Origin of the sequence: Paraburkholderia sp. (assembly GCF_035948235.1) — a bacterium.
Lineage (GTDB): Bacteria > Pseudomonadota > Gammaproteobacteria > Burkholderiales > Burkholderiaceae > Paraburkholderia.
Genome location: NZ_DASZJJ010000287.1, coordinates 1 through 24,085 on the forward strand (window position 1 = coordinate 1; position 24,085 = coordinate 24,085).

General features: G+C 65.7%; 19 protein-coding genes. 10 read left to right on the top strand and 9 right to left on the bottom strand.

Features of this window, described 5'->3' with window-relative positions; translation table 11 throughout:
* The coding region (locus VG320_RS31215) for a hypothetical protein (RefSeq protein ID WP_414696116.1) at window positions 1-287 on the top strand (287 nt) is incomplete at its 5' end.
* 125 nt (window positions 288-412) lie between these two features.
* A complete protein-coding gene (locus VG320_RS31220) occupies window positions 413-1,162 on the top strand; it encodes a pseudouridine synthase (RefSeq protein ID WP_414696117.1) in 750 nt (249 codons plus the stop codon).
* Between the two features lie 84 nt (window positions 1,163-1,246).
* Here VG320_RS31220 and def read toward each other — a convergent pair whose 3' ends face one another.
* From def to VG320_RS25105, 5 genes are all read right to left on the bottom strand, one after another.
* Window positions 1,247-1,780 carry a peptide deformylase gene (def, locus tag VG320_RS25085; RefSeq protein WP_327202762.1) on the bottom strand — a complete coding sequence of 178 codons (534 nt, stop codon included), beginning with the start codon at window positions 1,778-1,780 and terminating at the stop codon, window positions 1,247-1,249.
* Entirely contained in the window at window positions 1,777-3,837 is a 2,061-nt protein-coding gene (ligA, locus tag VG320_RS25090; protein WP_327202763.1) for an NAD-dependent DNA ligase LigA, read from the bottom strand. Before ligA ends, def begins: the two co-directional genes overlap by 4 nt.
* Before the next feature lie 237 nt (window positions 3,838-4,074).
* The gene (locus VG320_RS25095; RefSeq protein WP_327202764.1) at window positions 4,075-5,427 is read right to left on the bottom strand and encodes a cell division protein ZipA C-terminal FtsZ-binding domain-containing protein; all 1,353 of its coding nucleotides are present in this window, start codon (window positions 5,425-5,427) and stop codon (window positions 4,075-4,077) included.
* Between the two features lie 184 nt (window positions 5,428-5,611).
* Window positions 5,612-9,130, bottom strand: a complete 3,519-nt coding sequence (smc, locus tag VG320_RS25100) for a chromosome segregation protein SMC (protein ID WP_327202765.1) — start codon at window positions 9,128-9,130, stop codon at window positions 5,612-5,614.
* Window positions 9,131-9,341: 211 nt separating this feature from the next.
* Window positions 9,342-10,493: a DMT family transporter gene (locus VG320_RS25105; RefSeq protein WP_327202766.1), complete on the bottom strand. Its 1,152-nt coding sequence runs from the start codon at window positions 10,491-10,493 to the stop codon at window positions 9,342-9,344.
* Window positions 10,494-10,771: 278 nt separating this feature from the next.
* Between VG320_RS25105 and dapC the strand changes: the two genes are divergently transcribed.
* The 6 genes from dapC to cls all read left to right on the top strand — a co-directional run bounded on the left by dapC (window position 10,772) and on the right by cls (window position 17,170).
* On the top strand, window positions 10,772-12,016 hold the full coding sequence (gene dapC, locus VG320_RS25110; protein ID WP_327202767.1) for a succinyldiaminopimelate transaminase: 1,245 nt from the start codon (window positions 10,772-10,774) through the stop codon (window positions 12,014-12,016).
* 96 nt (window positions 12,017-12,112) lie between these two features.
* Window positions 12,113-12,940, top strand: coding sequence for a 2,3,4,5-tetrahydropyridine-2,6-dicarboxylate N-succinyltransferase (gene dapD / locus VG320_RS25115; RefSeq protein ID WP_327202768.1), 828 nt, complete (start codon window positions 12,113-12,115; stop codon window positions 12,938-12,940).
* Window positions 12,940-13,308 carry an arsenate reductase gene (locus tag VG320_RS25120; protein ID WP_327202769.1) on the top strand — a complete coding sequence of 123 codons (369 nt, stop codon included), beginning with the start codon at window positions 12,940-12,942 and terminating at the stop codon, window positions 13,306-13,308. Before dapD ends, VG320_RS25120 begins: the two co-directional genes overlap by 1 nt.
* A gap of 129 nt (window positions 13,309-13,437) precedes the next feature.
* On the top strand, window positions 13,438-14,577 hold the full coding sequence (gene dapE / locus VG320_RS25125) for a succinyl-diaminopimelate desuccinylase (RefSeq protein WP_327202770.1): 1,140 nt from the start codon (window positions 13,438-13,440) through the stop codon (window positions 14,575-14,577).
* A gap of 32 nt (window positions 14,578-14,609) precedes the next feature.
* Window positions 14,610-15,506, top strand: a complete 897-nt coding sequence (gene prmB, locus VG320_RS25130; RefSeq protein ID WP_327202771.1) for a 50S ribosomal protein L3 N(5)-glutamine methyltransferase — start codon at window positions 14,610-14,612, stop codon at window positions 15,504-15,506.
* Between the two features lie 197 nt (window positions 15,507-15,703).
* Window positions 15,704-17,170, top strand: a complete 1,467-nt coding sequence (cls, locus tag VG320_RS25135; RefSeq protein ID WP_327202772.1) for a cardiolipin synthase — start codon at window positions 15,704-15,706, stop codon at window positions 17,168-17,170.
* 27 nt (window positions 17,171-17,197) lie between these two features.
* On the opposite strand, the gene VG320_RS25140 is transcribed toward cls, so the two are convergent.
* On the bottom strand, window positions 17,198-17,680 hold the full coding sequence (locus VG320_RS25140) for a glutathione peroxidase (RefSeq protein ID WP_327202773.1): 483 nt from the start codon (window positions 17,678-17,680) through the stop codon (window positions 17,198-17,200).
* Window positions 17,681-17,886: 206 nt separating this feature from the next.
* Here VG320_RS25140 and VG320_RS25145 point away from each other — a divergent pair, with 206 nt between their 5' ends.
* Together VG320_RS25145 and VG320_RS25150 are read left to right on the top strand one after the other, a co-directional pair.
* On the top strand, window positions 17,887-19,839 hold the full coding sequence (locus VG320_RS25145) for an ATP-binding cassette domain-containing protein (RefSeq protein WP_327202774.1): 1,953 nt from the start codon (window positions 17,887-17,889) through the stop codon (window positions 19,837-19,839).
* Window positions 19,840-19,929: 90 nt separating this feature from the next.
* Complete coding sequence (locus tag VG320_RS25150) at window positions 19,930-21,129, top strand: CaiB/BaiF CoA-transferase family protein (RefSeq protein ID WP_327202778.1); 1,200 nt, start codon at window positions 19,930-19,932, stop codon at window positions 21,127-21,129.
* Between the two features lie 77 nt (window positions 21,130-21,206).
* Here VG320_RS25150 and VG320_RS25155 read toward each other — a convergent pair whose 3' ends face one another.
* The 3 genes from VG320_RS25155 to alr all read right to left on the bottom strand — a co-directional run.
* A complete protein-coding gene (locus VG320_RS25155; RefSeq protein ID WP_327202775.1) occupies window positions 21,207-21,470 on the bottom strand; it encodes a DUF2866 domain-containing protein in 264 nt (87 codons plus the stop codon).
* Window positions 21,471-21,624: 154 nt separating this feature from the next.
* Complete coding sequence (radA, locus tag VG320_RS25160; protein ID WP_327202776.1) at window positions 21,625-23,004, bottom strand: DNA repair protein RadA; 1,380 nt, start codon at window positions 23,002-23,004, stop codon at window positions 21,625-21,627.
* A gap of 86 nt (window positions 23,005-23,090) precedes the next feature.
* Window positions 23,091-24,085: alanine racemase (gene alr / locus VG320_RS25165; RefSeq protein WP_327202777.1), on the bottom strand; the 995-nt coding region annotated here is incomplete at its 5' end.

The window sequence follows — 24,085 nt, forward strand, 5'->3', positions numbered from 1 at the left end:
TCCGCGTGAGGATGGCGGTGAACGTCGCTTCCCGCGTCGTGACGAAGGTGGCGAACGCCGCCCGTTCCGTGCTCGCGAAGATGGCGGTGGCAGCCGTCCTCCGCGCCGTGATGAAGGCGGTGAGCGTCGTTCGTTCGGTCCGCGACAAGACGGCGGTGAGCGCCGCCCCTTCGGTGCTCGAGAAGAAAGCGGTGAGCGCCGCCCTCCGCGCCGCGACGAAGGCGGTGAGCGTCGTTCGTTCGGCCCGCGTGAAGATGCCGGCGATCGTCGCTTCGCCCGCCCCGTAAAGTCGTCCTACGGCAGCGACCGCGACGGCGCGGCTCCGCGCAAGTTCGGTGACAAGCCTGCTGGCAAGTCCTTCGACAAAGCGCCGCAACGCGCCCACCGCGAGGAAGTCGACGGCGACAACGCATTGCGCCTGTCCAAGCGCATGTCGGAACTGGGCCTGTGCTCGCGCCGCGAAGCCGATGAATGGATCGAAAAGGGTTGGGTCTTCGTCGATGGCGTGGTGGTCGATACGCTCGGCGCCAAGGTCACGCCCGAGCAGCGCATCGAAATCGATCCCGCCGCGCTCGCCGCGCAGGCGCGCCAGGTGACGATCCTGCTGCACAAGCCGATCGGCTATGTGTCCGGTCAGGCCGAAGACGGCTACGCGCCCGCCGCGACGTTGATCACCGGGGAAAACCACTGGGAAGGCGACCGTTCGGGTATCCGCTTCTCGGCGCAGCACCTGCGCACGCTCGCGCCCGCAGGCCGCCTCGACATCGATTCGACCGGCCTGCTCGTGCTCACGCAGGACGGCCGCGTGGCCAAGCAGCTGATCGGCGAAAGCTCGGACATCGACAAGGAATACCTCGTGCGCGTCACCTACGGCGACATCGAGACCGAAGTCGATCAGCACTTCCCGGCCGATCTGCTCTCGCAGCTACGCCACGGCCTGTCGCTCGACGATGTGCCGCTCAAGCCCGCACAGGTGAGCTGGCAGAACGGCGAGCAGCTGCGTTTCGTACTGCGCGAAGGCAAGAAGCGCCAGATCCGCCGCATGTGCGAACTGGTCGGTCTGCACGTGGTGGGCCTCAAGCGCGTGCGCATGGGCCATGTGCTGCTGGGCGCACTGCCGCAAGGCCAGTGGCGCTATCTGTCGGCGGACGAGGGATTCTGAGCGTCCTGACACCGGCGCGACCTTGCGCCGGACCATAAAAAATGGGAGCCGCTGGCTCCCATTTTTCTTTTCAGCGTGCGCGCTTCAGTCGTCACTATTCGGATCGAGGTCCGGAAACAGCACTTCGGTAAAGCCGAATTTCGCAAAGTCCGTGATCCGCATCGGATACAGCTTGCCGATCAGGTGATCGCACTCGTGCTGCACCACGCGCGCATGAAAGCCTTCGGCGACGCGCTCGATCGGCGTGCCGTACTGGTCATAGCCGTTGTAGCGGATCATCGAATAGCGGCTTACCGCGCCGCGCATGCCCGGCACCGACAGGCAGCCTTCCCAGCCCTCTTCCATGTCGTGCGAAAGCGGATGGATGACGGGATTGATCAGCACCGTTTGCGGCACGGCCGGCGCTTCCGGATAACGCTCATTCTGCTCGAAGCCGAAGATCACCACCTGCAGGTCCACGCCAATCTGCGGCGCGGCGAGACCCGCGCCGTTGGCGGCATGCATGGTGTCGAACATGTCGGCGATCAGTTCGTGCAGTTCCGGCGTGTCGAAATGGTCGACCGGTTTGGCGATGCCGAGCAGGCGTGGATCGCCCATCCTGAGAATTTCGCGAATCATGTTGAATGCCCCTCCAGGAGCTTGTGCAACCCTTCTTCGTCGAGCACCGGCACGCCGAGTTCCTCGGCTTTCGCGAGCTTGCTGCCCGCGTCGGCGCCCGCCACCACGTAGTCAGTCTTCTTCGACACCGAGCCGGCCACCTTCGCGCCGGCCGCTTCCAGCATCTCTTTCGCCGCGTCGCGCGTGAGCGTGGGCAGCGTGCCCGTGAGCACGACCGTCTTGCCCGCGAGCACGCCCACCGGCGCCTTCGGCGCGGGCGGACCTTCCACCCATGTGACCTTGCCGGGCGCGCGCAGTTGCTCGATCACGGTGCGGTTATGTTCTTCCGCAAAGAACTGGTGGATAGACTCCGCCACTATCGGCCCCACGTCCTTCACTTCGAGCAGTTGCTCGATGCTCGCGTCCATGATCGGATCGAGCGAGCCGAAGTATTTGGCCAGGTCCTTCGCCGTGGATTCACCCACCTGGCGAATGCCTAACGCGTAAATGAAGCGCGCAAGCGTGGTCGACTTGGCCTTCTCCAGCGAATCGAGCAGATTCTGCGCCGACTTGTCGGCCATGCGGTCGAGTTCCGCGAGCGTCGCAAAGCCAAGATTGAAGAGATCCGCAGGCGTGCGCACGAGGTTCTGATCGACAAGCTGGTCGATGATCTTCTCGCCCAGCCCGTCGATATCGAGCGCGCGGCGCTGTGCGAAGTGCCAGAGCGCCTGCTTGCGCTGCGCCGGACAAAACAGGCCGCCCGTGCAGCGCGCAATAGCCTCGTCGGGCAGACGCTCGATGCGCGAGCCGCACACCGGGCATTCCGTGGGCATGACGAATTCACGCGCGTCGTCCGGGCGGCGCTCGAGCAGCGCGCTCACCACTTCGGGGATCACGTCGCCCGCGCGGCGCACGATCACGGTATCGCCGATGCGGATGTCCTTGCGGCGGACTTCGTCCTCGTTGTGCAGCGTGGCGTTGGTGACGGTCGCGCCGCCCACGAACACCGGCTCCAGCCGCGCAACCGGCGTGATGGCGCCAGTGCGGCCCACCTGCACGTCGATGGCGACGAGTTTCGTGAGCGCCTCCTGGGCCGGGAACTTGTGCGCAAGCGCAAAGCGCGGCGCACGCGAAACGAAACCGAGCACGTCCTGTTCGTCGCGGCGGTTGACCTTGTACACCACGCCGTCGATGTCGTAGGGCAGACTTTCGCGCTTCTCGCCCACGGCGCGGAAGAAGTCGAGCAGACCTTGCGCGCCCTTCACGACCGCACGCTCGCTGTTCACGGGCAAGCCCATTTCGGCGTACCAGTCGAGCAACTCGCCGTGCGTGGCAGGCATCGGCTCGCCTTCGAGCACGCCGATACCGTAAGCGAAGAACGACAGCGGGCGCTGCGCGGTGATCTTCGAGTCGAGCTGGCGCAGGCTGCCGGCGGCCGCGTTACGCGGATTGGCGAACTCTTTCTGGCCGGCTTCGCGCTGGCGCTCGTTCATACGCGCGAAATCGCGGCGGAACATCAGCACTTCGCCGCGCACATCGAGCACCTTCGGCACGCGCTTGCCCTTCAGGCGCAGCGGCAAGGATCGGATCGTGCGGACGTTCTCTGTCACGTTCTCGCCAGTCGTGCCGTCGCCGCGCGTGGAGGCCTGCACGAACACGCCATCGACATAGCGCAGCGAGATGGCCAGGCCGTCGAATTTCAGCTCGCACGCGTAATCGACTTCCACACCTTCGGCCTTGCCGAGCGTGTCGTGCACGCGCTTGTCAAACGCGGCGATGTCTTCGTCGGCGAAACCGTTGTTGAGCGAGAGCATCGGCACGTCGTGAACGACCGGATCGAAGCCGGATGCGGCCTCGCCGCCCACGCGCTGGGTGGGCGAATCGGGCGTGATCAGATCGGGATGTTCCACCTCGATCTGCTGCAGCTCGCGGAACAGCTTGTCGTATTCCGCGTCGGGCAGCTCCGGCTGGTCGAGCACGTAATACGCGTGATTGGCGCGCTCGAGTTCGGCGCGCAGCCACGCCGCGCGCTCGGTCGCGGAGGATGCTTCAGGGGGACGGGCGGGATGACGGACCATGCTGGTTGCGGCTTCTGAGGAGTGATTTAGGAGACAGATTATCTCAGGAAGCCGCGCCTGTCGCATCGGCCGAACGGCCAGATTCGTGCGCCGCCGCACGGGTCGGGCGAGCGTGCTGGCCGCCCGCCATTCCTGTCCCGATCAGGCCGCCAGACGCCGAAAAGCAAAAAGGCGCGGCGCCTCGATGGCACCGCGCCTTTGCAGCGCGCGAAAAACCGCTCTGTTTTACTGGCTGAATTACTGGCTGAACAGCCGGCGCGTGGCCGCCGAACCAGCCGGAATACCGGCCTGCTCCAGCTTCGCGTAAAGCGTCATGAGCTGCTTGTCGATGTTCTGCAGCACCGATTCCGGCAGCGGCCGGCGCTGATCGTCCACTACTCGCCCGCCGATGCGTTCCGCCAGCGAGCGCGCGTAATCGCACATCAGGCGGAACGGCAGGATGTCCTCGTCGGCGACCGGCACGTCGAGGATCAGCGTGATCATCTGGCCGCCCTTGTAGGTGAGGTCGTCGCGCAGGAAGTTGGTGTCGCCGAACTGCAGCATGAACACCGGGCTTTGCTTCGCGTCGAGCTTCACAAAGCGCGTGCCGTCGCGCGAGAGCAGCAGACCGTCCTGGGCCGACACTGCCTGCACGTAGTTCGCCGACCACGGCGCGCCGTCCGAGAGCACGTTGATCGACAACTGCGCGTCACATTGCGCCGCGAAGGCGTCGAGTTCGCGCGCCATCGCGACGGTCTCGGTCATGTCCGGGAATTCGGGCAGGCCATCGAGCGCATCGGCGAACTGATGCACGCCCGCGACGAATTCCGAAAACTCCAGCTCGTTGAGCGGGCCGCTGCGGTTTGCGAGCTGCGCGGCCGCGCGCAGTTCTTCGTAGCGCACACCATTTTGCAGCAGCTCCCAGCCGTCGCCGCCTTCGGGCTTGCCTTCGATATGCACCGGCTTGCTGCCCGCGCGGCGCAGACGCTGGGCGAGCGGAATCACGCGCTCGCCGGGGATGACGGCGCCCAGGCGAATCGGCACGATGCAATCGATGCGCCGATCCACGATCGCGGGCGGCGCGGAGGAAATCGTCGTGGCTGCGGGCAGCACCGGCTCGACGCGCTCGCCTTCGGCCGCGACAGCCTGCGCGTGCGGTTCTGCTTCTTCGGAATGCGCGACAGCCGCCTCAGCGTGCCCGGCGTGCTCACCCGGCGCAACAACCGGTGCGACAGCGGACGCATCGCCTTCAGCGTGCCCGGCGGGCGCCACCTCAGCTTCGGCAAACCCGTTCGGCGAGGTGTTCTCGGCCTGAATATCGACGGGCGTGTCGGCGGGCGCGGCCGCGCCGAAGCCCGGCTCCACGCGCTCAACGGACTCTTCCGCGGGCGCGCCCGCCAGCGAGGGCTCGCGCCGCGACGGCGCACGGGCCGGCTCGATGAACGGGCTAGGCTCCTGCAGGTCGTCGCGTTGCGTCGACTCGACCGCTTCCTCGGGCATCGGGCGCGGCATACGACGGCGCACCCTGGCGCCCTGCCACGCGTTGTACACCACCACGCCCCCGACGACTACGGCGCCAGCGCCGATCAACCCGAGAGTCAACTGATCCATGCATGCTCCATCTGCAATTCTTCCTGGCGGCGCACACGGGCCCGTGCCCATGCGCCTGCCGCAAGCGTGGCGTCGCGGGCATCTGCGCCGGCGGCCTTCATGAGGCCTTGCCGGACGCGCACCGCGCGCCGTCCCTTAGATTCTGAAACCGTCCCGGCTGCCTGATTGCAATTCAATCAATCGTTCAGCCGATATTCTGTGCGAAACCCGCGGCCGTTTCCATGTCCACGGCCACGATGCGCGACACACCCTGCTCCTGCATGGTCACGCCAATGAGTTGCTGCGCCATCTCCATCGCAATCTTGTTGTGCGAGATGAAGAGGAACTGCGTTTTGTCCGACATCGCGCGCACCAGGTTTGCGAAGCGCTCCGTATTGGCGTCGTCGAGCGGTGCGTCCACTTCGTCGAGCAGACAGAACGGCGCCGGGTTGAGCTGGAACATCGCAAACACCAGCGCGGTCGCCGTGAGCGCCTTTTCGCCACCCGACAGCAGGTGAATGGTCGAATTCTTCTTGCCAGGCGGCTGCGCCATCACCTGGACGCCCGCGTCGAGAATCTCGTCGCCGGTCATGATGAGCTTGGCCTGGCCGCCACCGAACAGACGCGGGAACAGCTCGCCGAAGTGATGGTTCACCTGATCGAAGGTGCCCTGCAGCAGCGTGCGCGTTTCCTGGTCGATCTTGCGGATCGCGTCTTCGAGCGTTTCGATCGCGCTCGTCAAATCGGCCGACTGCGCGTCGAGGAAGTGCTTGCGCTCCTGCGCCGCCGCCAGTTCATCGAGCGCGGCCATATTGACCGGCCCGAGCGCCGCGATGGCGTTGTTGATACGCGTGACTTCGCCTTGCAGATACGGCGCCTTGAGATCCGGCGTGAGCTTCTCCTGCAACGCGATTTCGTCCACGCCCGCAGCCTGAAGCTGTTCGACGTACTGCTCGCCGTTCAGGCGTGCGGCCTGTTCCTTCAGCTGCAGTTCGGTGATGCGGTCGCGCAGCGGTTGCAGCGCGCGCTCGGCGTTCAGGCGGGTCTCGTCGGCGGCGCGCAGTTTGGCGCTCAGATCGTCGAGTTCGGCGCGTGCGTTGCGCAGCGCTTCTTCCTTCTCGGCGCGAATTTCCAGCGCGTCGTGCAAGCCGGTGTGCGCGGTCTGCTCGTTGATGGTTTCGAGTTCGGCGCGCGCGTCTTCGAGCGAAGCGGCCACGCGCTCGCTCTGGTCGTGCGCGACCTGAACGTTGCGCTTGAGCTCTTCGATGCGGTTGGCCATGTTGCGCGCCGCAAAACGCGCATCGCCCGCCGCACGTTCGAGATCGCGCGCCTGGTTGCGCGCCGTGCCCAGTTCTTCATCCAGCGCTTCGAAGGCAAGCTGGTTGTCCTCGAAGCGGGCCTGCAGTTCGGCGAGTTCGGTGTCGTGACGCTCGAAATTCGCTTCCGATTCCGCCCGCAGCGCGCGCTGCTCTTCGATCTGCGCGCGGATTTCTTCGCGCTCTTCGCGGATCTGCGTGCTACGCGCCGTGTAGCGCTCATGCGCCTGGGTCAGCTTGAGCACGTCCATCTGCAGCGCGTGCACGCGTTGGGTCGCGCGTTCGGCCTGCTGACGCAATTCGGCGAGTTGCTGGGCCGCCTGAGTGTGGGCGGCTTCGGCGCGGATCACGGCGGTTCGCGCCTCGTCGGCGAGCAGCGCCTGGGCGCGCAGTTGAAGCGTGAGGTTTTCGATTTCCTGCTGGCGCGCCAGCATGCCGGCCTGTTCGGAATCGGCGGCATACAACTGCACGCCGACGCGCGTGACCATATGGCCCGCCTTCACCACGAACACGCCGCCTTCAGGCAGTTGCGCGCGCTGCGCGAGTCCGCCAGCCAGGTCATCAGCCACGAAGGTCGTGCCGAGCCATTCGTTGAGGACGGCGCGCAGGCCGGCGTCGTCGATACGCACAAGCGAGAGCAGCGGCGTGAGGCCGGCAGGCGCAGCGGGCGTCGCCCCCGCGAGCGGCGGTGCATAGAACGCCAGCTTGGCCGGCGGCGCGTCGCTGGCGAACGCCTTCACCCAGTCGAGATTCGATACTTCGAGGGCCGCCAGGCGCTCGCGCAGCACGGCTTCGAGCGCGGTTTCCCAACCGGCTTCGACGTGCAGCTTCTTCCACAGACGCGGCAGCGAATCCAGTTCGTGACGCTCGAGCCACGGCTGGATCTTGCCTTCGGTCTGGACGTTTTCCTGCAGTTGCTTGAGCGCCGCAAGACGGGCTTCGAGCTGATGGGTCTGCGCGCTTTCGGCATTGACGCGATCGTGCGCGGCGCGGCGCTCCGCGTCCAGGCGCGGTACGTTTTCCTGCGCATCGGCCAGACGATCCTGCGCGTCGCGCTGGATCTCTTCCTGTTCCGCGAGCTGCATGCGCAGCTCTTCGAGCTGCACTTCGTCCGGTGCATCGAGGCCGCCCGCTTCCGACTTCAGGCGCTCTTCACGCTGCTGGAGTTGCTGAAGCATCTGGTCGGCGTTGCGCTGATGCGCGGCTTCCAGCTTGATCGACTGTTCGGTGCGCGCGATGCCGGCGCGCTCTTCATTGAGCTGCGACTGCGCATCGCGCCAGCGATTTTCGAGCGCGGGCAGCGCTTCCTGCTTTGCAGCCGCTTCCTCCTCAGCGACGGCCGCTTTTTCGTCGCCCATCGCCAGTTGTTCTTCGGCGTCCTCGATGTCGTCCTGGGCTTTCTGCGCCTGCACCTGCCACTGTTCACGCTGCGCAGTGAGCGCAGCGATCTGCGCCTGCACGCGGTTGCGCGATTCGACGATGAACTTGATTTCGGCTTCGAGGCGGCTGACTTCGGCATTCGCTTCGTAGAGCGAGCCCTGCGCGCCCTGCATGGCGTCGCTGGCCGAATAATGCGCCACCCGCAGCATTTCGAGCTGCGCCTCGACTTCGCGCAACTGCGCCGTATGGCGTTCGAGGTCGATCTGCGCCTGCTCGATCGCGCGTTGCTGGCGTTGCTGTTCAGCCGCCGCTTCGGTCTTGCGCAGCAGCCACAGCAGGCGCTGCTTTTCTTCGCCGTCGCTCTGCAGTTCGCGAAAACGCGTCGCCACCACCGCCTGGCCTTCGAGCTTTTCGAGGTTGGTCGACAGTTCGCGCACGATGTCTTCCACGCGGGTCAGATTCTCGCGCGTGTCGTGCAGACGGTTTTCGGTTTCGCGGCGGCGTTCCTTGTACTTGGAAACACCCGCAGCTTCTTCGAGGAACACGCGCAGCTCTTCGGGCTTGGCCTCGATGATGCGTGCGATCATGCCCTGCCCGATGATTGCGTAGGCGCGCGGGCCCAGACCCGTGCCGAGGAAGATGTCCTGAATGTCGCGGCGGCGCGCCGGCAGATTGTTGATGTAGTAGCTGGAGGTGCCGTCGCGCGTGAGCACGCGCTTGACGGCGATTTCCGCATACTGGCCCCACTGGCCGGCGGCGCGGCCGTCCGCGTTGTCGAACACCAGTTCGACGCTGGCGCGGCTACCGGGCTTGCGCGCCGTGGAGCCGTTGAAGATGACGTCCTGCATCGACTCGCCGCGCAGTTCGGAAGCGCGGGATTCGCCGAGCACCCAGCGCACGGCGTCGATGATGTTCGATTTGCCACAGCCATTCGGCCCGACCACTCCGACGAGTTGGCCCGGGACCTGAAAATGCGTGGGATCGACGAATGATTTGAAGCCAGCGAGTTTAATCGAGGTCAGACGCACGGCGATATCGCTGTTGTAATAGGGAGAGTGAACGGGACCGCCCGCGCCACTGGTCGCTGGCCGCGCGTCGTCGACCAGGGCTGAGGTCGCACGACGGCGCGGCGCGCCGCATCAGGCATACATCAAGTATCTCGGGCAGCCGCCACGGCTCGCCGCACCACGCGCTTCATACACTTGCTTGCGCGAACCGGCCGGCGAGGATCAGCGGCAATCATACCATCGCACGCGAGCCATTCTGCCCGCTATGCGGACTCGCACCGGGCGTCGCGCTGTCTTTCGCGGCGCTTTCGGGTGCATCGGCGCTCTGGTCGGCGTCCGGGTGGGTGTTGACGTCGCTTTTTGGGTGGTCGCTTGCGGGGTCGCGATCTTGTCCGTCGTGACCATCTTCGTCGATGCGGCTGGTCTGGGCGTGTGCGATCGCGCTGGCATCGGCGCTTTCGTGCGCGGCATGGCCGGTGTGGGCGTCGTCACGCTTTTGCGTGCGGTGCACCCAGCTCGACAGCAGCGAAGCCAGCACGATGCACGCTCCGCCCGCCCATTCGCGCGGCCCCGGCGTCTCGCCCGCGAGCAGCCACGACGACAGCGCCGTCACGACGATCTCGAACAGCATGATGATCGACGCGCGGTTCGCGGGCACGCGCGCAAGACCATATTGCACGAGCATATTGTTCGAGCTGAGCAACAGGCCGAGCACCAGGACCAGCAGCACGACGCGCGCCACCGGTTCGCCCGCGTGGAGCACCGGCAGCGGCTCGAAGCACGATGCCAGCGCGCCGAAAATCGCCGCGCCGCCAAAGATCACAGCCGTACGCATTTCCGGTTTCATCTGCGGCAGGACGCGGCTCGTCTTCACGACCAGCACGTTGCTCATCGCGAAACCCATACCGGCAATCAGCCCGGCCCATTCCGCCGCACTGCCCGGCAAGGGCACGCCGAGCTTCGGCGACCACAGCATCATCACCGCGCCCAGCAACGACAGCCCGGCCAGCGCCGCGCCCGACCACGACAGGCGTTCATGCAGGATGAAATGCGCGAAGATCGCGGTCCATGCGGGGGTGAGATAGAAGAGCAACAGCACGCGCATGACTTCGCCGTGGATCGCGCCCCACACGAAGCCGATATTGGTCACGCCCGCGGCAAGCCCCAGCATCGGCAGAATCCAGTGCCAGCGCACCGTGGCAATCGAGCGGCGGCGCAACAGCAGCACGAACAGGCAGCCTGCCGCGCTGGTGGCCGCGCCCGCGGCCGTGCCGGTCAGGCCGAAGCTGGCGAGCGTGCGCAGCGGATACCAGATCACGCCCCACACGGAAGCGCCGATCAGGATGGCGAGCGTGGGCCAGCCGGCCTTCAGGTTGGCGTTCATGGCGCTGGCCGCGCGGTGAAGATCGCCATCAGCGGCGTCCCGTGCACAGATTGCATGTCTCTCCTTTTTGTCCCTGTGGCCCATGTTCCCCCTGCCGCACCCGCCTGGCGGGGCGGCAACGTCCGGACGACGCCACGTTATAATTCACGTTTTTCCAGCCACAGCAGCCGCGCCGCGACCATTTTTGGCCCCGCAGCGCCCGCGCCGATGCGCGATATTGCGCTGCCTCGCTGTTCATCCGTTTGTCCATCCGTCTTTCGCGTCCGCCCGCCAAGCCAGTGAATCCGCTACTCGACACCCTCCAGTCCTATCCCTTCGAAAAGCTGCGCGTGCTCTTCAAGGACGTCACGCCGACCGCCGGCCTGCGCCACATCAGCTTCGGCATCGGCGAGCCGAAACATCCGACGCCCGCGCTGATCCGCGACGCCATCGTCGCCTCGCTCGACGGCCTGTCGGTGTATCCGGCCACGGGCGGCACGCCCGCGCTGCGCGAAGCGATCGCGAAATGGGTGACCGAGCGCTACGATCTGCCGGCGATCGATCCGAACACCCAGGTGCTGCCGGTGTCGGGTTCGCGCGAGGCGCTGTTCGCGCTCGCCCAGGCGGTGGTGGATCCGACGGCAGGCGCGAAGGACCCGGCGAAGCGGGCGATCGTACTCTGCCCGAATCCGTTCTACCAGATCTATGAAGGCGCCGCGCTGCTCGCGGGCGGCGAACCGTACTTCGTGAATAGCGATCCGGCCCGCAACTTCGCCTGCGATTACTCGCAGGTCCCCGAAGAAGTCTGGGCGCGCACCCAGCTGCTGTTCGTCTGCTCGCCGGGCAACCCGACGGGCGCGGTGCTCACGCTCGACGACTGGCGCGAACTGTTCGCCCTGTCCGACCGTTACGGCTTCGTGATCGCGTCCGACGAATGCTATTCGGAGATCTATTTCGACGAGTCCAAGCCGCCGCTGGGCGGTCTGGAAGCCGCGCACCTGCTGGGCCGCGGCTTCGAGCGCCTCGTCATGCTGTCGAGCCTGTCCAAGCGCTCGAACGCGCCGGGCATGCGCTCGGGCTTCGTCGCGGGCGACGCGGCCATCCTCAAGCAATTCCTGCTTTATCGCACGTATCACGGGTCGGCGATGTCGCCGGTCTGGCAATCGGCTAGCATCGCGGCCTGGGGCGACGAAGCCCACGTGCGCGAGAACCGTGCGCAGTACGTGCAGAAGTTCGCAACCGTCACGCCGATGCTCGCCGAGGTACTGGACGTGAAGCTGCCCGACGCGGCGTTCTATCTCTGGGCCAACGTCGCGCGCACCGGCCTCACGGACGCCGCGTTCGCCCAGCGCCTCTACGCCGACTATAATGTGACCGTTCTGCCGGGCTCGTTCCTCGCGCGCGAAGCGCACGGCACGAATCCCGGCGCCGGTTTTGTCCGCCTCGCACTCGTCGCCGACGTCGCGGAGTGCATCGAGGGCGCGCAGCGTATCGTCGACTTCTGCCGCTCGCTCGAAGGCAACAGCAGCCAAAAGCCGCTCTAACCGTTCCCCGCACGCGCGCTACGCCGCGCGTGCCACGCTTTGCCGATCGCGCCCCTGCGGCGCGCTTTTTCACCGAACTCTCTCGAAATCACCACCATGTCGCAACAACTTCAGCAGATCATCGACACCGCCTGGGAAAACCGCGCCGACTTCTCGCCCAAGTCCGCGCCGAACGACGTGCGCGAAGCCGTCTCCCACGTCATCGCCGAGCTGGACAAGGGTGCCCTGCGCTGCGCCGAAAAGAAGGACGGCGACTGGGTCGTCAACCAGTGGGTGAAAAAGGCCGTGCTGCTGTCGTTCCGCCTGGAAGACAACGCGCCCATGGGCGCCGGCGGCTTCACGCAGTTCTACGACAAGGTGCCCTCGAAGTTCGCCGACTACACGGCTGAAGACTTCGCCGCAGGCGGCTTCCGCGTCGTGCCGCCGGCCATCGCGCGCCGCGGCTCGTTCATCGGCAAGAATGTCGTGCTGATGCCGTCGTACACCAACATCGGCGCATACGTTGACGAAGGCACCATGGTCGACACGTGGGCGACCGTCGGTTCGTGCGCGCAGATCGGCAAGAACGTGCACCTTTCGGGTGGCGTGGGTATCGGCGGCGTGCTCGAGCCGCTGCAGGCCAACCCGGTCATCATCGAAGACAACTGCTTCATCGGCGCGCGCTCGGAAGTCGTGGAAGGCGTGATCGTCGAAGAAAACTCGGTCATTTCGATGGGCGTGTACCTCGGCCAGTCGACCAAGATCTATGACCGCGAAACCGGCGAAATCTCGTACGGCCGCATTCCGGCTGGCTCGGTCGTGGTGGCCGGCAACCTGCCGTCGAAGGACGGTTCGCACAGCCTGTACTGCGCCGTGATCGTCAAGAAGGTCGACGCCAAGACGCGCGCCAAGGTCGGCCTGAACGAGCTGCTGCGAGGCGACTGATGGCGAAGGCCGCAAAGACTGTCGTCGTGTACGGCATTCCGAACTGCGACTCCGTGAAGAAGGCCCGCGTGTGGCTGGAAGAACACGGCGTCGAGTTCGAGTTTTACGACTTCAAGAAGGCCGGCGTGTCGAATGCGCTGGTGCAGGACTGGCTCAAGGACGTGTCGCTCGATCAGCTGATCAACAAGCGCGGCACGACCTGGCGCGGTCTTTCCGAAGTGCACAAGGCCGAAGCCGACTCGACCGCCGGCGCAATCGCGTTGATGAGCCATAAGCCGTCGATCATCAAGCGTCCGGTCATCGTCGTGAACGGCCGCGTGAAGGCGCTTGGCTTTGCCGCCGAGCAGCTCGAAACGATTTTTGCCTGAGTTTTGCCCGTAATTCAGGCGTGAGCCCGGTGCGCGTTCTGCGCGCGCCAAAACCCACGCCGTCACAAGCTGTTGCCGGCCCCTGATCCATCAGCGGTGCCGGCATTTTCATTTGCAACCGGTCCATCCATGTCCGCCACCCTCGCCCTTACCGAAGCCCTGATCGCGCGCGCGTCCGTGACGCCCGACGACCAGCACTGCCAGCGCATCATGACCGAACGCCTCAGCGCGCTCGGCTTCGCGTGCGAAACGATCGAATCCAACGGCGTGACCAACCTGTGGGCCGTCAAACGCGGCGCGGCCGGCACCGAAGGCCCGCTGCTCGCTTTCGCGGGCCACACCGACGTCGTGCCGACCGGTCCGCTCGAACAATGGAGCTCGCCGCCGTTCGAGCCCGCGCACCGCGACGGCGTACTCTACGGCCGTGGCGCCGCTGATATGAAAACCTCGCTGGCCGCCTTCGTGGTGGCGAGCGAAGAGTTCGTCGCCGCCCATCCGCAGCATCGCGGCGCCATCGCGTTCCTGATTACCAGCGACGAGGAAGGCCCCGCCACCGACGGCACCGTGAAGGTGGTCGAAGCCCTGCAGGCACGCGGCGAGAAAATGGATTACTGCATCGTGGGCGAACCGACTTCGTCGGCGACGTTGGGCGACTGCGTGAAGAACGGCCGCCGCGGCTCGATGTCGGGCAAGCTCGTCGTCAAGGGCGTGCAAGGGCACATCGCCTACCCGCATCTGGCGAAGAATCCGGTGCACCTGCTCGCGCCGGCGCTGGCCGAACTCGTCGCCGAAAAATGGGACGACGGCAACGAATACTTCCCGCCCACCACCTGGCAGGTGTCGAACCTGCACAGCGGTACGGGCGCAAGCAACGTGATCCCCGGCCACGCCGACGTGCTGTTCAACTTCCGCTTCTCGACCGCGAGCACGGTTGAAGGCCTGCAGGCGCGCGTGCACGCGATCCTCGACAAGCATGGTCTCGAATACGATCTGACCTGGAGCGTGAGCGGCCTGCCCTTCCTTACGCCACGCGGCGCGCTCTCGAACGCGCTCGAAAAGGCCATCCTCGACGAGACCGGCGTGACCACCGAACTGTCCACCACGGGCGGCACCTCGGATGGCCGCTTCATCGCGCGCATGTGCGAACAGGTGGTCGAATTCGGGCCGCCCAACGGCAGCATCCACAAGATCGATGAACATATCGAAGTGAAGTTCATCGACCCGCTCAAGAACGTGTACCGCCGCGTGCTCGAACAACTGATCGCGTAAGCGCCGCACGCGCTCACGCTGGAGTCCACACTATGACCCATCCGCTTTCCACGACGTTTTCCACTGTGCGCGATCTGCTGCGCTACGGCGTCACGCGCTTCACCGCCGCGCAGCTCGCGTTCGGCCACGGCTCGAGCAACGCCTACGACGAAGCCGCGTATCTGATCCTGCACTCGCTGAATCTGCCGCTCGACCTGCTCGACCCGTTCCTCGACGCGCGCCTCGCGCCCGAAGAAGTCGACAAGGTGCTGGCCGTGATCGAGCGCCGCGCCAATGATCGCGTGCCCGCCGCCTACATCACACAGGAAGCGTGGATGCACGGCCTGCGCTTCTACGTGGACGAGCGCGTGATCGTGCCGCGTTCGTTCATCGGCGAGCTGCTCGCGGACGGCCTGCAGCCGTACGTGGAAGATCCCGAACAGGTCACCGCCGTGCTCGAACTCTGCACGGGATCGGCAAGCCTGGCGATTCTGGCCGCGCACGCCTTCCCGAACGCCGATATCGACGCCGTCGATCTGTCCGCGCCCGCGCTCGAAGTGGCGAAGCGCAACGTGCACGAACACGAACTGGACGATCGCGTCGCGCTGTTCGAAGGCGATCTGTACGCGCCGCTGCCCGAGCGCCGCTACGACGTCATCATCACCAACCCGCCGTACGTGAACGCGGGTTCGATGCAGGCGCTGCCGCCCGAATACCGTCACGAGCCGGAAATGGCGCTCGCAGGCGGCGAGGACGGTATGGACATCGTGCGCCGGATCATCAAGGAAGCGCGTAACTGGATTACCGACAACGGCGTGCTCGTGGTCGAGATCGGCAACGAGCGTGAGAACGTTGAAGCCGCGTTTGGCGGCCTCGATCTCGTCTGGCTCTCGACCAGCGCCGGCGACGATCAGGTGTTCCTGATCCAGGCCTGCGATCTGCCGGTCTAAAGCAACCCGCCACCACCCGCCTACGGCCCGCCAGCGGCCAGCACGGACACTCGCGCGTCGCCCCACGGCGCGCGAGTTCGACGCAAACGCACAAGCCCGCCAGGCTAGCGGGATCGCCCCCATTGCGCGGGCTTCGGTAAGATGGACGCTTCCCGGCGCACACCCGCCGCCCGGCTTCAGGAGCGTCCCGCGTCTTTATGCGATTCGACTGGTCAACCCTCGGCACCCTGCTCGCCATCGTCCATCTGCTCGGACTGATCGCAGCGTGCCACGCCATCCTCGTTACCCGCACCTCGCAAGGCGCCATCGCGTGGGCTGTCTCGCTCGCGACGATGCCGTACCTCACGCTCATTCCCTATCTGTTCCTTGGCCGCAGCAAGTTCGCCGGTTACGCGGACGCACGGCGGCTACGCAACGAAACGCTGCGCTCGCGCGCACGCGCTCCGGATCTCGGGCAGCTCGGCAGCGAGTCCGGCGACCGGCTGGCCAACGAAGCGCAATGGCCAGCGGACGCGCTCAGTCCACGCGTAATCCGCACGCTCTCGCACCTGGGCGGCATGCCGCTCGTGCCCGGCAACGCGGTGCGCACGCTCGTGAACGGCGAGGCGACGTTTGCCGCGATCTTCGACGCCATCGAGCAGGCCCGTCAGTACGTGATCGTGCAGTTCTTCATCGTGCGCGCGGATGCCTTGGGCGACATGCTCAAGGACCTGCTGCTCGCCTGCACGGCGCGCGGCGTGCGCGTGCATTTTCTCTACGACAGCATCGGCAGCTTCGATCTGCCCGCCAGCTACGTGAACGCATTGCGCGCGGGCGGCGTGGAAGTGCATCCGTTCTCGGCAAAGCGACGCTTCGTCAACCGCTTCCAGCTCAACTTCCGCAACCACCGCAAGATCGTGGTGGTGGACGGCGAGCGCGCGTTCGTGGGCGGTCACAACGTAGGCGTGGAATACCTGGGCGCCAAGCCACCGCTTTCGCCGTGGCGCGACACGCATATCGAGGTGCGCGGCCCGGTGGTGGCCAACATCCAGTTCGCTTTCACCGAGGACTGGTACTGGGTCACGCAGGAACTGCCGGGCAGCGAGCCGCCCGCACTCAAGCCGCTCGACGGCGACGACATGGCCTGCCTCGTGATGCCCACCGGCCCCGCCGATCGTCAGGAAACCTGTTCGCTCTTTTTCGTCGAAGCGATCAACGCTGCCAACACGCGCATCTGGATCACCACGCCCTATCTGGTGCCCGATTCCGCCGTGCTGGCCGCCCTGCGTCTGGCCGCGCTGCGCGGCGTGGACGTGCGCATCCTGATCCCGAGCCGCCGCGATCATTACGTGGTGTTCGAAGCCTCGACGCTGTACGCCTACGACGCCGTGCGCGCGGGCATCCGCATCTTCCGCTACCAGCCGGGCTTCCTGCACCAGAAGGTCGTGCTGATCGACGATACGGCCGCAGCCATCGGCAGCGCGAACCTGGACAACCGGTCGTTCCGCCTGAACTTCGAAATCATGGTTCTCACCGTCCACGCGGGCTTCGCATCAGAAGTCGAGGCGATGCTGCTGCGCGACTTCGAAGCGAGCGTGGAAATCGATCGCAGCGAATACCGCGACGCGCCCGCCTGGCGCAAGATCGCGATGCACGTCGCGCGCCTGTTCGCGCCGATTCTCTGAGCGTCGGGCTTTGCGTGATCCTGCGCGTTACAGCAGCTTTTCGATATCGGCGGCGATCGCATCGGGCTTCGTGACCGGCGCATAGCGCTTGACGACTTTGCCGCTGCGATCGACCAGAAACTTCGTGAAATTCCACTTGATGCGCTCGAGCCCGAGCAGCCCCGGCGCTTCGCCCGTGAGCCAGTTGTAGAGCGGATGCGCGTTTGCGCCGTTAACGTCGATTTTCTCGAACATCGGAAACGTCACGCCGAAGTTCTTCTCGCAGAACGCGCCGATCTGGGTGGCGTCACCCGGTTCCTGCTTGCCGAACTGGTTGCACGGAAAGCCAAGCACCGCGAGACCGCGCGTGCCGTACTGGTCGTGGAGCTTCTGCAGCCCCGCGTACTGCGGCGTGAAACCGCATTCACTCGCGGTGTTGACGATCAGCAGGACCTTGCCCGCGTATTGCTCAAGGCTTACCGGCGCGCCGCCGCCAAGCGGTTGCGCCGTGAACGAATAAACCGTGGTCATCTGGCTCCTCCCCAAGAAAAGCGCCAGTCTACGTGAGAAACCGTCGTGCCCGCACCCTGGCCAGATGGCTAGCGCACCACGGCCAGAAGCGTCGCGAATCCGCAGCAACCGCACACTAGCCGTTCGGTCGATGCCGGCCAGGGCGCGCGGCAGTCTAAAATAGCGCTTTACGTTTTATCCGCGGTTTTCGCCGCGCCCGCGCTCCCGTGATCCGCTTCAATCAATTCAGCCTTGCCCGCGGTACCAAGCCGCTTTTCGAGCAGACCTCCTTCACCCTCAATCCGGGCGAAAAAGTCGGTCTCATCGGCGCGAACGGGGCCGGCAAATCCACGCTGTTCGCCGTGCTGCGCGGCCAGTTGCACGCGGACGCCGGCGACTTCTCAATGCCGCCGTCGTGGACAATCGCGCACGTCGCGCAGGAAACCCCTGCCGTCGACAAGAACGCGCTCGACTACACCCTGGACGGCGACGCTCCGCTGCGCGAGATCGAGGCCCGTATCGCTGCTGCCTCCGCGGCGCATGACGGCGCGGCGGAGGCCGAAGCGCACGCCGCTTTCGCCGACGCCGACGGCTACACCGCACCCGCGCGCGCAGAAGCCCTGCTGCTGGGTCTGGGCTTCACGATGGACCAGACGCGCCAGCCGGTCGCGAGCTTCTCAGGCGGCTGGCGCATGCGCCTGAACCTCGCCCAGGCGCTGATGTGCCGCTCCGACCTGCTGCTGCTCGACGAACCCACGAACCACCTGGATCTGGACGCCATCGTCTGGCTCGAAGACTGGCTGCACCGCTATCCCGGCACGCTCGTCGTGATCTCGCACGACCGCGAATTCCTCGACTCGGTCTGTAACGTCACGCTGCATCTGGAAAACCAGCAGATCAAGCGCTACGGCGGCAACTACTCGCAGTTCGAAATCCTGCGCGCGCAGCAGATCGCGCTCCAGCAAAGCGCCTACGAGAAGCAGCAGCGCACCGTCGCGCACCTGCAAAGCTTTATCGACCGCTTCAAGGCTCAGGCCACCAAGGCGCGTCAGGCGCAAAGCCGCGTCAAGGCGCTGGAAAAGATGGAGCTGATCGCGCCTGCGCACGCCAGCTCGCCCTTCACGTTCGAATTCCGTACGCCCGATTCAGCGCCCAATCCCATGCTGGTGATGGACCGCGTGCGCTGCGGCTACCGTGCCGACGACGGCAGCGAAACGCCCATTGTCGAAGGCGTCGCACTCTCGATCCAGAACGGCCAGCGCATCGGCCTGCTGGGCGCGAACGGTCAGGGCAAATCCACCCTGATCAAGACGCTCGCCGCCACGCTCGCGCCGCTTTCCGGCGATGTGCGTACGGGCAAGGGCCTGCAGATCGGCTATTTCGCCCAGCATCAGCTCGAAACGCTGCGTCCGGACGACACGCCGCTGCAGCATCTCGCGCGCCTTGCGCCCGACACGCGCGAGCAGGAGCTGCGCGACTTCCTGGGCGGCTTCAATTTCCCCGGCGAAATGGCCACGGCGCCCATCGCGCCGTTCTCCGGCGGCGAAAAGGCGCGCCTCGCGCTTGCGCTCATCATCTGGCAGAAGCCCAATCTGCTGCTGCTGGACGAGCCGACGAACCACCTGGATCTTGAAACGCGTCACGCGCTCACCATGGCGCTGGCGCAGTTCGAAGGCACACTGATTCTGGTCTCGCACGACCGGCATCTGCTGCGCGCCACCACCGACCAGTTCATGCTGGTCGCGAAGCACCGCCTGCAGCCCTTCGACGGCGATCTGGACGACTACCGCGACTGGCTGCTCCAGCACGCCGCGGAACAACGCGCGGCGATCAAGGCGGCGGCGACCAGCGGCACGGCGAATGCGGCAAGCGCCGCAAGTGCCGACGACGGCGTCAACCGCAAGGAGCAACGCCGCCAGGAAGCGGAAACGCGCCAGCGTCTTGGACACCTGAAAAAGCCCTTGCAGCAGAAGATCGCCAAAATCGAAAAAGAGATGGACGCGCTCAACGCGGAAAAGGGCACACTGGACGCTTACGTCGCCGATCCGGCCAGCTACGAGCCTGCGCAAAAGAGCAAGCTGACCGAGTCGATCCGCCGTCAGGCCGAAGTCCAGGCTCGCCTGGAAGCGCTGGAAGCCGACTGGCTCGAAGCGCACGAGGAACTCGAACAGATCGGCTGATGCGCATCGTGCCCGTCGTTTCTCTTTAACTCAGGTCCACGCCAGCCAGCGCTATCGTCAGGAGCCATCCTAGTGTCGACACCCGCCGCATTGCAGGGCCTACGCGTTCTCGATCTGACCCGGCTTTTGCCGGGGCCCGTAGCCACGTTGCGCCTCGCCGAAATGGGCGCGGACGTGCTCAAGATCGAGCCGCCCGGCGCCGGCGACGCGGCGCGCACGATGATGCAGAATTCCGCCGATGAACTCGCGGGGCGCCCTGGCGCGTTCTATCGGCTCGTCAACCGGGGCAAGCGCGAGACGCGGCTGGACCTGAAGTCCGAAAGCGGACGCGCGGTGCTGCTCGCGCTCGCACGCGACGCAGACGTGCTGGTCGAGAGTTTCCGCCCCGGCGTGATGGAGCGGCTGGGCGTCGGCTATGAAACGCTGCGCGCGGCCAATCCCAAGCTCGTCTATTGCGCGATCACGGGCTATGGCGCGAGCGGTCCGTTTGCCGAGCGCGCGGGCCACGATCTGAACTATGTCGCGTATGCCGGCGTACTCGACCAGATCGCCACGCGCGACGGCGCCCCTGTGCTGCCGAACTTCCAGATCGCCGATCTGCTGGGCGGCGCGCTGTCGGCCGTCACCCAGATCCTCGCGGCGCTCTGGCACGTCTCGCGCGGCGGCGAAGGCCGTTTCGTCGATATCTCGATGGCGCGCGAATCGCACGTCAACAACGTGGTCGCCCAGGTCGCGCTCGCCAACGACGACGCAGCGGCGCTGCAGCCCGGCGGCGGACTGCTCAACGGTGGCGTGCCCTGCTACAACCTCTACCGCACCCAGGACGATCGCTGGCTCGCGGTCGGCGCGCTCGAACTCAAGTTCTGGCAGGCGCTGTGCACGGCGCTCGGCCGCGAGGACTGGGCGCAGCGTCACTGGAGCCTCGGCCAGGCGGTCGGCGGCTCCGACGCGGCTTCGCTCACGCGCGAGTTGGGCGCGCTGATCGCGTCGGAGACGCTGCAAACCTGGATCGACAGGCTCGAAGTGATCGACTGCTGCGTCTCGCCCGTGCTGAAACCCGGCGAAGCCGCCAACCATCCGCTCTTCAATGCCGACGTACTTCAGGCGCTGCTCGACGATATCGAGGCACAGCGCGAGGCACAGCACAAAGCCGCGACGCAACCGCCGCCAAACGTCGCGCGCCTGCCCATGGGCGCCGCGCCCGCAGCCCCCGCCGTGTCGCCGACCAGCTCGCATCCGAGCGCCGGTCAAGCCGGCAAGAAGCCGTTCAACTATGGCCCGTGGGGCTAAAACAGCAATGGGCGCACCGGGCGCCCATTGTCTCTGTTGCTGAAGTTGCTGAAATGACCGATAAAGGCCGCGCGTGACTAGCGTCGCGGCAAGGTCTGGCGCGGTGCGCGCTCGTCGTCGTAGAGCACGTGCTTGCGGCCTTCGACATGGTGAGCGATGGTGCTGCGCACCTGCGCGGCCGTCACATTGCCGGCCACCACCTGCCGCGAAATGCGGCCGTCGCCGTCGATCCACTCGACGATACGGCAACTGCTGCCCCAAGGCTGCATGAGCGGCTCGGAGACCCGGCAGCCGCGCACGACGATCGAACTGGCGCTCGTAAACGTTTCTGTCTGTTTCAAAGTCGCTATCCTTTCCGCTGGATGCGGGGTTGCTCAACGGGGCAAGGATAGGGAAATCGCAAAACTTTCTGGTTACAGCACGCGCCAGGGTTGTTACTAATCATTACGCGCCAGAGCGCGCCTGTACGCGGCGCGTGAGGCGGTAAATTTGCCGTTATTCAAACTCGCGCACGCGGTCGATGGCCTCTTCGATCCGCTCCACCGCGATCACGTTCAAACCTTCGATCGGCTGTTTTGGCGCATTGGCGCGGGGAATCAGCGCGCAGGTAAAACCGAGCTTCGCCGCTTCCTTCAGGCGATCCTGACCGCGCGGCGAGGGTCGGATCTCGCCTGCGAGGCCCACTTCGCCAAAAACGATCAGACCCTTGGGCAACGCCTTGTTACGCATCGACGAATGAATGGAAAGCAGCACGGCCAGGTCGGCGGCCGGTTCGGTGATCTTGACGCCACCCACGGCGTTGAGGAACACGTCCTGATCGAAGCAGCCGATACCCGCGTGGCGGTGCAGCACCGCCAGCAGCAGCGCGAGCCGGTTTTGTTCGAGACCAACCGCCAGGCGGCGTGGGTTGGGCACCTGCGCCGTATCGACGAGCGCCTGCACTTCCACCAGCAGCGGGCGCGAGCCTTCCTGCGTCACCATCACACAGGAGCCAGGCACGCTCTGCTCGTGTTGCGACAGAAAGAGTGCGGAAGGATTCGCGACGCCGCGTAAGCCTTTTTCCGTCATCGCGAACACGCCCAGTTCGTTGACCGCGCCAAAGCGGTTCTTGAACGCGCGCACCAGACGGAACGACGAATGCGTATCGCCTTCGAAGTACAGCACCGTATCGACGATGTGTTCGAGCACGCGCGGGCCCGCGAGGTTGCCCTCCTTCGTCACGTGTCCGACCATGATGATCGACGTGCCCGATTGCTTGGCGATACGCGTAAGCTGCGCGGCGCATTCGCGCACCTGTGCAACCGAACCGGGCGCGGACGTCAGCGCTTCGGAATAGATGGTCTGGATCGAGTCGATCACGGCCACATCCGGCTTTTCGGCCTCGATGGTCGCCTGAATCTTTTCGAGCTGGATTTCGGCGAGCAGCTGGAGGTCGTTCATCTTCGAGCCCTTCTCGAGCAGCCCAAGACGTTGCGCGCGCAACGCAATCTGCGCGGCCGATTCTTCACCGCTCACGTAGAGCGAGCGGCGGTCAGCGGCGATTTCGGCGAGCGACTGCAGCAGCAGCGTCGATTTGCCGATACCGGGGTCTCCGCCGATCAGCACCACCCCGCCCGCAACGAGACCACCGCCCAGCACGCGATCGAACTCGCCGATGCCCGAAGTGAAACGCGGCACGTCCGAGGCTTCGATATCGGCCAGACGCCGCACCGGCGCGCTCTTGGCGAGCGCCTGGAAGCGGTGGTTGCCGCCCGTCGGCTCCGCGACGCTTTCCACCAGCGTGTTCCACGCGTTACAGGCGGGACATTGTCCTTGCCACTTGTGCGCCTGCCCGCCGCATTCGGTACAGATATAGACCGTCTTCGCCTTCGCCATGCTTGTTGTCGTACCGGGTTTTTGCGCGCGCGTGGGCGCGCTTGTCTGAAGATTGCTCGGAGGGAGTTCGGTGAGCTTACGCGTCTTTATTCTGCGCGCACCGGCACGCGCGGCGCGACCGCGCACATCAGCTCATAGCCGATGGTGCCGCACGACGCCGCCACTTCGTCGATCGGCAGATTCGCGCCCCACAACTCCACGCGCGTGCCCATACCCGCATTGGGCACCGGCGTGAGATCGACGGTGATCATATCCATCGACACGCGTCCGACAATGCGCGTACGCACGCCGTCGACGATCACGGGCGTGCCTTCGGGCGCGATGCGCGGATAGCCGTCCGCGTAGCCGCACGCAACCACGCCGATACGCATCGCCTTGCGCGCCGTGAAGGTCGAGCCGTAGCCGACGGTCTGCCCTTCGGCCACCGTCTGCGTGCCGATGATCTCCGAGGCGAGCGTCATGGCCGGCTGCAGCCCCGTGCCGTCGAGCGCCGACGCCACGCCCGAGGGCGACGCGCCATACAGAATGATGCCAGGGCGCACCCAGTCGAAATGCGACGACGGATGCCAGAGCGTGGCCGCCGAATTCGCGAGGCTGCGCGCGCCCGCGATGCCTTGTGCGCCGCGCTCGAAGGCGGCCATCTGTTCGGCGATGCCGCGCGGCGCGTCGGCGTCCGAAAAGTGCGTCATCAGCGTGATCTGGCCAATGCCGGGACAGGCGCGCGCGCGCTCCCATGCCGCACGGTATTTCTCGGGCGAGTAGCCGAGCCGGTTCATGCCGCTATTCATCTTGAGCTGCACGTTGACCGGCTTCGAAAGACGCGCCATTTCGAGCATGCGCATCTGTTCGTCGCAATGCACGACCGTCGTGAGGCTATAACGGTCGATCACGTCGATATCGGTGGGACGGAAAAAGCCTTCGAGCAGCAGGATCGGGCCGGCCCAGCCCAGCTCGCGAAGCTTGGCCGCCTCTTCGAGGTCGAGCAGGCCGAAGCCGTCGGTGGCGCGCAGGCCCGGAAAAGCGCGGGCGAGCCCGTGCCCGTAGGCGTTGGCCTTGACCACGGCCCAGATTTTCGACTTCG